The 8,663-nt window shown below is 48.6% G+C and carries 6 protein-coding genes; 4 read left to right on the forward strand and 2 right to left on the reverse strand.

All coding sequences use genetic code 11. The features are described from left to right. Positions 1 to 25: 25 nt before the first annotated feature. A complete protein-coding gene (locus KNO86_RS09575) occupies positions 26 to 1,222 on the reverse strand; it encodes a multidrug efflux MFS transporter (RefSeq protein WP_214695594.1) in 1,197 nt (398 codons plus the stop codon). A 99-nt stretch (positions 1,223 to 1,321) separates the two neighbouring features. Further along, positions 1,322 to 1,789 (reverse strand): hypothetical protein, encoded by a 468-nt coding sequence (locus KNO86_RS09580; RefSeq protein WP_214695596.1) that lies wholly within the window; start codon positions 1,787 to 1,789, stop codon positions 1,322 to 1,324. Between the two features lie 172 nt (positions 1,790 to 1,961). On the opposite strand from KNO86_RS09580, the gene KNO86_RS09585 reads away from it, so the two are divergent. The 4 genes from KNO86_RS09585 (at position 1,962) to KNO86_RS09600 (ending at position 8,432) form a co-directional block, all read left to right on the forward strand. After that, positions 1,962 to 2,240: an Fpa/YlaN family protein gene (locus tag KNO86_RS09585; RefSeq protein ID WP_015881276.1), complete on the forward strand. Its 279-nt coding sequence runs from the start codon at positions 1,962 to 1,964 to the stop codon at positions 2,238 to 2,240. A gap of 86 nt (positions 2,241 to 2,326) precedes the next feature. Then, on the forward strand, positions 2,327 to 3,562 hold the full coding sequence (locus KNO86_RS09590; protein WP_214695598.1) for an FtsW/RodA/SpoVE family cell cycle protein: 1,236 nt from the start codon (positions 2,327 to 2,329) through the stop codon (positions 3,560 to 3,562). Between the two features lie 35 nt (positions 3,563 to 3,597). Then, complete coding sequence (locus KNO86_RS09595) at positions 3,598 to 7,032, forward strand: pyruvate carboxylase (RefSeq protein WP_214695600.1); 3,435 nt, start codon at positions 3,598 to 3,600, stop codon at positions 7,030 to 7,032. A 53-nt stretch (positions 7,033 to 7,085) separates the two neighbouring features. Continuing rightward, positions 7,086 to 8,432 carry a cryptochrome/photolyase family protein gene (locus KNO86_RS09600; protein ID WP_214695602.1) on the forward strand — a complete coding sequence of 449 codons (1,347 nt, stop codon included), beginning with the start codon at positions 7,086 to 7,088 and terminating at the stop codon, positions 8,430 to 8,432. Positions 8,433 to 8,663 lie beyond the last annotated feature (231 nt).

Here is an 8,663-nt window from a genome sequence, read left to right on the forward strand (position 1 = left end):
ATAACGCCGAGCTAAGCGCTCGGCGTTATTTTGTATCGAGTTGTAGCGATTGGACGTTCGTCCGTTCTAAAAAGGCGTTCGAGATCATGATCAATCCTGTGACGATGAACAGTGCGGAAAATCCGAAGTGTGCCACGATTTGAGATCCAAATAGCGGTCCGAGTAGATTTCCCATGAACTGAGCGGACTGATTATAGGAAAAGATTCTTCCGGTTGCAGCGGTTGGTGTATGCTGTCGCAACAATGACTGAACGGATGGCATCAACGCAGCGGTCGCAAATCCAATCCCGAAGCGTAACAGAATGAGTTGAGTCGTCGAAGTGACAAATGCTTGCGGGATTAAGAAGAAGCTGTAGAGGAGCAGTGCCCAAAATAAAATCCGTTCTGCCCCGTATCGGTCCGATAATCGCCCGAGCCGTTGCGCCGAAAAGAGTGCGGCGAGTCCAGGAGCAGAAGCGACAATTCCTGCCATGAAGGCAAGTGCGGTCGTATGCGGATTTAATTCACGTACGTACAACGTCAGAAGTGGTCCGATGGATTGTGTTGAGAACTGGATAAGGAACGTTGTCACAAACAACCCGACAATCAATTGTGGATGCCGCAGTGAGGCGAAAATGGACTTCACTGAAGCGAGTTCTTCACGTTTCACTGGGACAAAGTCTTCTTTTACGAACCAAAGCGTGATGAGGAATGTTAGGAAGAGTGCACTTCCGGTAAAGAGAAAAACGGATCGAAGCCCAATCCAGTCTGCGAGTAGTCCGCCGATGAGCGGACCGAGTAGACCACCGGTGATTCCACCGGTCGACAGAGTACCGAGCGCCCAGCCACTTTTCTCTTTTGGGGTTTGGGAAGCGACCAAGGTGATGCCGGCTGAGATAAATCCAGAAACGGCACCCATGAGTAAACGCAACCCGACCAGTTGATACACGTCTTGCACAAAACTAATGAGAAACATCACGATGGCCATTCCGAGACTCGCTCGAATGAGCATCAACTTTCTCCCTTTTTGGTCAGCCAGACGCCCCCACATCGGGGAGACGATGGCGGCCACGAGGAACGTCGCCCCGAACGCGATCGCCGACCACGTGACGACATGGTCAGGGCCCTTTACCCCGAGTTGTTCAATAAACAACGGCAGGAAGGGGAGGACGAGACTCATTGAAGCGGCGGTCAAGAAGCTACCGATCCAAACAACTATTAAATTTCGTTTCCATAAAGGCATCGTAAGCGTCACGACCTTTCTTATTCATTTGTAGTCAATACACTACATATTACACTTTATGAACTAAAAAGTCCAAAAAATGAGAAGGGAAGTCCCTTCTCATTGATTGCTCAGTACAGTGATGTGGTTCACTTGGCGGATGATCTGATCTTCATATAATACATAGACCGGTCCGTCAGCGAGTACTTTCCCGTCTTTTGAAAATTGTAAGTACACGCGCGATGCTTCGCTAAGCGACAGCGTCAACACCGTTTCTCCGTAAAAACGGACATGCGTGGCCAAATCAACAGGTTCGGCATTGTTCAAAAATGGCGAGAGCGGCATCGCGAACGAATCGCGTAAAGCTGCGTCCTTGTCTTGACGAGACATCGGTTTATTGTGGTCGATTCTTGTTCCTTGTGATAGACCATCGTCCCATGCTTTCCCCATTTTCGCATAGTAGGCCTCACGGTCATTCTCCGTCACAGAGTCCAATTCTTCAATCTTTCGTTTTCGGTCGTCAAAAATCCATACGGTCGGGTCAATCGTCAAACTGTGACGAACCGCTCCGTCTAGTGGAAAAATCATGCTTACATCCCCCTTTATACACATTACACGTTTCATTATAGCGCTCTTTCTCTTAAAATGGAAAAGAGGAAGAATGTCGCAATCATCCATACTGTACATTGAATTATGATGAAAGATAATGTACAGTTGAGTTATGACAAACAGTCTGTCATCGTACGGAGGAGGGGTCGTAGTGGCGACAAATTTGGCTGCAATCCAACGGGAGCAAGCGCTTCAGTTACTCGAGGCGGATGCTGAAAAAATCCGTTGTCTGATTGAAGTGCAGTTAGAAAACCTAAAAATGCCGAAGTGCCCGCTTTATGAAGAGGTGCTTGATACACATATGTTTGGACTATCGCGCCAAATTGATTTTGCGGTTCGTCTTGGACTCATTTCAGACATTGAAGGTAAAGGACTGCTCGATTCATTGGAACAAAAGTTGTCTGCCTTGGCAGAAGCTTCAGAATTATGAACCTTATACTCAAACTGTGCAAGTGGCGCTGTTTGAGTATTTTTTTATAAAGGTTGTAGGATTGTTTTACATAAGGAAGTGAATACATGAAAACACGGTTTCGGTATTTTGATTTTGCGTTGTTTTTGTCAGTGCTCTTACTCGTCGGGATCAGTTCGATCATGATTTACAGTGCGAGCGTTTGGAATCGTGGGGACTATGCGAATAGCAGCTTGTTCTATCGCCAGCTCGTCTACGTAGGAATTGGGATCTTTGTCTACTTGATCGCGACGCTGTTCCGCTATGAGATGTTTCGGAAGAAAGGCATTCGTCTCAGTCTCTATGCGGTCTCTGTCATCTTGCTATTTGTCACATGGGCGATGCCGCCATTGAATGGGGCACGAGCTTGGCTCATCATCGGCGGATTTACCATTCAGCCTGTCGAGATTGCAAAGTTCGTTCTCATCATACTGCTTGCGAATTATTACCATGAGCTATGGAATAATGAGTTGAAAGGACTACCAGGTCGTCTCGCTCGTGCTGCCATCGTGAAAAAAGGTTGGCGCGCTCAAATCGGAGCGTTCTTCTTAGTACCGGTTCTCTTTTACTTTTCGTTCTACGCCATCGCCATCAATGGGCAGCCGGATATGGGGGGATTATTCGTCCTCGGCTCAATCATGCTTCTCATGTGGTTCGGAGTCGGTGCGCCACTTCGAATCATGATTCCAGGGATTTTAGCCGGAATTGGTGTTGTGTTCTTATTGTTCACGACAATCTTTTCTGAGAATCAAAGGAGCCGGATTGAGGTCGTATTTAACCCGTTCATGGACCCGGAAGGATACGGTCATCAGTTGCTCATGTCGATTATTTCCATCGTACATGGTGGATTGACCGGTGTCGGACTTGGGAACAGTTTTCAAAAGTATGGGTATTTACCAGAACCTGAAACCGACTATATTATGTCGATCATTGCTGAAGAGTTAGGGTTCTTCGGTGTGCTGACGGTTTTGGTACTGCTCTTCTTCATCGCGTTTCGCGCGATTCATATTGCCAATCATGCGGATAGTCATTTTGCGATGTTCGTCTCGTTTGGGATTGCATCACAAATCATTATTCAAACAGCCATCAATATCGGCGCGATGTCTGGTTGGTTCCCGGGGACAGGGGTGACCTTGCCGCTGGTCAGTTATGGGGGAACGTCGCTGATCATGATGATGGGTGTTCTTGGGGTACTTAGTAGTATCTCGATGCGTAACCGTCATCGAGAAGCGACACGACGAGAAGAAATTCGGGTGAAGTCCGAAGAGAACGTTCAACGTTCATCGCTTCATGTGGTCAGGTAAGAAACATTTAAAATTTATTAACGGGGGGATTTCATTTGAAACCAATTAAAAAGTTACTTGTTGCAAACCGTGGGGAGATTGCCATTCGCGTATTTCGAGCGGCAACTGAGTTAGGCATTCGGACTGTAGCCGTCTATTCACAAGAAGATAGCGGTTCGTTACATCGCTTTAAAGCCGATGAAGCTTACTTGGTAGGACTCGATAAGAAGCCGATTGATGCGTATCTCGATATCGAAGGTGTCATTCGCATCGCCAAGGAGTCAGGCAGTGACGCGATTCACCCGGGATATGGTTTCCTTTCAGAAAACATTGACCTCGCACGACGTTGCCGTGAAGAGGGCATCATCTTTGTCGGTCCACACGAGTCGCACTTGCATGCGTTCGGGGACAAAGTTCGGGCACGTCAGAGTGCGATTGCTGCGGGGCTTCCTGTTATCCCAGGTTCAGATGGACCACTCACTTCGTACGCTGATGCTGAAGCATTTGCGAAGGAGCATGGATTCCCACTCATGGTCAAAGCATCGATGGGCGGCGGAGGGCGCGGAATGCGTGTCATCCGTACAGAAGCGGAAATGAAAGATCTCATCGAGCGCGCGAAATCGGAAGCGAAACAAGCATTTGGTTCTGATGAAGTGTACATAGAGAAATTAGTCGAGCGTCCGAAGCACATCGAGGTCCAAATTCTCGGAGATGAGCACGGTCACATCGTTCACTTGTTCGAGCGTGACTGTTCGGTCCAGCGCCGACATCAAAAAGTTGTCGAAGTGGCACCGTGTGTGACATTGTCTGAAGAATCACGTCAAGCGATTTGTGATGCGGCTGTCCAACTCATGCGTCACGTCGGATACGTCAACGCTGGTACGGTCGAATTTTTAGTGACAGAAGATGAATCATTCTACTTCATCGAAGTAAACCCACGCGTTCAAGTTGAGCATACGATCACAGAGATGGTCACAGGGTTTGATATCGTCCAAACGCAATTGATGATTGCGCAAGGGGAGTCACTGCATGGCGATATGATTCAAATGCCGAAGCAAGAGGACATTAAACTTCTTGGTTATGCGATTCAGTCACGTGTCACGTCAGAAGACCCAGGGAATAACTTCATGCCGGATACAGGGAAAATCATGGCATACCGTTCTCCAGGCGGCTTTGGTGTCCGCCTTGACGGTGGAAATGCGTACGTCGGTGCAGAAATTTCACCGTACTATGACTCGCTTCTCGTGAAACTGTCGACGCACGGTATGACATTCGAACAAGCCGCCTCGAAAATGGTCCGAAACTTGAACGAGTTCCGGATTCGTGGAATCAAGACGAACATCCCATTCTTGATTAACGTCATGAAGCATCCGAATTTCATCAATGGGGACTACAACACGTCATTCATCGATGAGACACCAGAACTGTTCGTCTTCCCGAAACGAAAAGACCGTGGGACGAAGTTGTTGAACTATATCGGTGATGTGACAGTGAACGGATTCCCGGGAGTCGGTTTGAAAGACAAACCAATCAGCCGCTCGGTACGTATCCCGCAAGACCTACCTGCAGAAGCAAAACCGGGAACAAAACAAATTTTGACGGAACTCGGTCCTGACGGGTTGGCTGACTGGATCAAACGTCAACCGGAACTGTTGTTGACGGATACGACAATGCGTGACGCGCACCAGTCATTGCTCGCGACGCGCATGCGGACGCAGGACATTCTCAACATCGCAGAGCCGACAAGTAAACTGATGCCAGAATTGTTCTCTGTCGAAGCATGGGGTGGGGCGACGTTCGATGTCGCATACCGTTTCTTGTCAGAAGACCCATGGGTACGTCTGATGAAGCTTCGTGAGAAGATGCCGAACGTCTTGATTCAAATGTTGCTTCGCGGTGCGAACGCGGTTGGATATAAAAACTATGCGGACAACGTCATTGAAAAGTTTGTGCATGAAGCGGCGTACGCAGGAGTCGACGTATTCCGAATCTTCGACAGTCTCAACAACTTAGAGTCGATTCAATTGGCAATCGATGCTACGTTACCGACAGGGAAAGTAGCGGAGGCGGCAATTTGTTATACAGGTGACTTGTATGACGGAAACCGTCCGAAATATCATCTTCCGTACTACATCGACCTTGCGAAGAAACTTGAGGCGAGTGGTGCGCATATTCTAGCCATTAAAGATATGGCCGGCTTATTGAAGCCGGAATCAGCCTATGCGCTCGTGTCAGCATTGAAAGATGCGGTCGACTTACCGATTCACTTGCATACACATGATGCTTCAGGTAACGGGATCTTCACATACGCACGTGCGACGGATGCCGGTGTCGATATCGTCGACGTTGCCGCAAGTTCGATGTCAGGGATGACGTCACAGCCTTCAGGCGGAAGTTTGGTATACGCGCTCAACCATCACGAACGTCAGCCGAAGATCGCTCCGAAACAATACGAAGTCATCAGTGATTATTGGCAAGACGTGCGCCATAACTATGAGCCGTTCGAAAGTGATATGCGCGCACCACATCCGTCTGTATACGAACATGAGATGCCAGGTGGTCAATATTCGAACCTACAGCAACAAGCGAAAGCGGTCGGGCTTGGAGACCGTTGGGGTGAAGTGAAGGCAATGTACGCCCGTGTCAACATGTTGTTCGGCGATATTGTCAAAGTCACGCCTTCTTCAAAGGTCGTCGGCGACATGGCACTCTTCATGGTGCAGCACAACTTAACAGAAGAGGATGTGATGACGCGTGGCCATCAACTGGACTTCCCAGACTCGGTCGTCGAGATGATGCGTGGCGAGTTAGGAACGCCTCCTGGTGGCTTCCCGAAAGATGTTCAACAAGTCATCTTAAAAGGGGAAGAGCCACTGAACGTCCGTCCTGGTAAATTGATTAAGCCATATGACTTTGAATCAGCGCGCCAAGAGCTGTTCGAGAAATTTGAACGACCGGTCACGGACTTTGAACTTCTCGCTCATGCTCTCTATCCGAAAGTGTACGAAGACTATGTCAAACATACGACAACGTACGGTGACGTATCCGTCCTCGACACGTTAACGTTCTTCTATGGTTTGAACGTCGGTGAGACGATTCAAGTCGAGATCGAGACAGGGAAGACATTGATCATCAAGCTCGTTCAAGTGAGCGCGGCAAACGAAGATGGCATTCGTCTCGTCTCTTATGAGATGAACGGCGTACCGCGTGAAATCGAGATTAAAGACGTGAACGTCAAATCAGCGACAACGAGCCGTCCGAAAGTGGACCGTTCGAACTCGAAACAAGTCGGCGCCTCAATGCCGGGCTCTGTTTTGAAAGTGTTGGTCGAACCAGGAAGTCGTGTACATCGTGGAGAGCAACTGCTCGTCACGGAAGCGATGAAGATGGAAACGACCATCCAGGCAGCGCAAGATGGCGAAATCAAAGCCATCCATATTAAAGAAGGCGACACAATACAAAGTGACGACTTGTTAATTGAATTTGTATAATCAAAAGAAGCATAGTTCGCTATGCTTCTTTTTTGTAGATGGGAGTGGGAATGATGAAACGAGTATGTTGGTTTCGATCGGATTTTAGATTGACCGATAATCATATGCTTCACCGTGCGCTGAAAGATATGGAAGAGGGGGACGACCTCGCCTTCGTCTTTTGGTTAAATCCGAAATACTGTGATCCGTTTGAAGTTCGTCATGATTATTTCTTCTCGACAATGCGAACGTTTATGGATGATTTGGAGACAAAAGGGTTGGGGCTTCGAGTACTAGTCGCGGAAACGGAGAAGGATTTCGTGGGACAGGTCGGGGAGATGGATGTGCTTTATTTCAATGCGGAGTATGTGGAACCGTTCAAACAGCGAGACGACCGTGTCATCGAGGCACTTGGTGAAGACGTGAAAGTCGTACGACTCCTTGACCGGCATCTGTTTCATCCCGATGCGTTCAATACGAAGAGTGGAGATCCGTATAAAGTGTTCACCCCGTTCAAAAAAGCGGCTTATGCCGAGCAACCGCCGAAACCGTACGATGTCGATATCGATCGTTTAACGGATTTCATCAGCTCGAAAAACGAGCAGCCGAGTGAACTGAAAGACTTGTTCAAACGCTGTGAGCGAGAGTGGAAAGGGCTAGGGGAGACCGAGGCGAAGAAGCGGTTGACGCGCTTCGTCAATGATCGGATGGTCGATTATGATGAAAAACGTGACATCCCGAGTATTGCCGGGACGAGCCGGTTATCCCCATACTTACGGACCGGTGTATTATCGATTCGTACGATTACCGAGCAGGTGCTGGCCGCCAGAAAATCTAAAGGACGTGACACGTACTACGACGAACTGTTGTGGCGCGAATTTTATTATATGGTGATGGCGAAGTTCAAAGGATTGAAAGATCAACCGTTCAATGACAAATACAAATCGCTCAAATGGGAAGACAATGAGGAGCAGTTCGAAAAGTGGTGTAACGGGGAGACGGGTTATCCGATTGTCGATGCAGCGATGCGTCAATTGAATGAGACCGGATGGATGCACAACCGTCTACGCATGATTGTCGCATCTTTCTTAACGAAACACCTTCTTCTCGATTGGCGGAAAGGGGAACGGTATTTCGAGAGGAAGTTGATTGATTACGAGGCCTCTTCGAATATCGGGGGTTGGCAATGGGCCGCCTCGGTCGGAACGGACGCCGTTCCGTATTTCCGTATCTTCAATCCGACGACGCAATCTGAACGGTTCGACCCAGATGGGACGTTCATCCGGAAGTATGTGCCGGAGCTGAAACATGTGACAGACAAATCGATTCATTTTCCGGACCCGTCAGAGCGAGACAATTATGCGATGCCGCTCGTCGACCATAAAGAAGCTAGAGAGCGTGCCCTCGAACGATTTAACTAAATCAGGCGAGAATTCTTCCTCCTCTAAGCGTCTCGGGGCGTAGCCCGGCGTAGGTGGGGGATGAATCGCCCGGTTCAACAGTTTTCTCTCCCTGTGACAGATTTTGCGAACAAAAGTTCGTTATTCCGTCAGATTCTCCCTCCCCCTCCACGGGTATCGGATGAAGAAGACACATCACGATCTTCTGAGGGGAGGAGAGACGGACATGCTGAAAGGCTACACATACAGGCT

The organism is Exiguobacterium sp. s160, assembly GCF_018617575.1.
Taxonomy (GTDB): Bacteria; Bacillota; Bacilli; order Exiguobacteriales; family Exiguobacteriaceae; genus Exiguobacterium; species Exiguobacterium aestuarii_A.

What these genes read in the sequence shown, in the direction of transcription:
- KNO86_RS09575 (WP_214695594.1), bottom strand. Translation starts at nt 1,222, where the DNA reads ATGCCTTTATGGAAACGAAATTTAATAGTTGTTTGGATCGGTAGCTTC.
- KNO86_RS09580 (WP_214695596.1), bottom strand. Translation starts at nt 1,789, where the DNA reads ATGATTTTTCCACTAGACGGAGCGGTTCGTCACAGTTTGACGATTGAC.
- KNO86_RS09590 (WP_214695598.1), top strand. Translation starts at nt 2,327, where the DNA reads ATGAAAACACGGTTTCGGTATTTTGATTTTGCGTTGTTTTTGTCAGTG.
- KNO86_RS09600 (WP_214695602.1), top strand. Translation starts at nt 7,086, where the DNA reads ATGAAACGAGTATGTTGGTTTCGATCGGATTTTAGATTGACCGATAAT.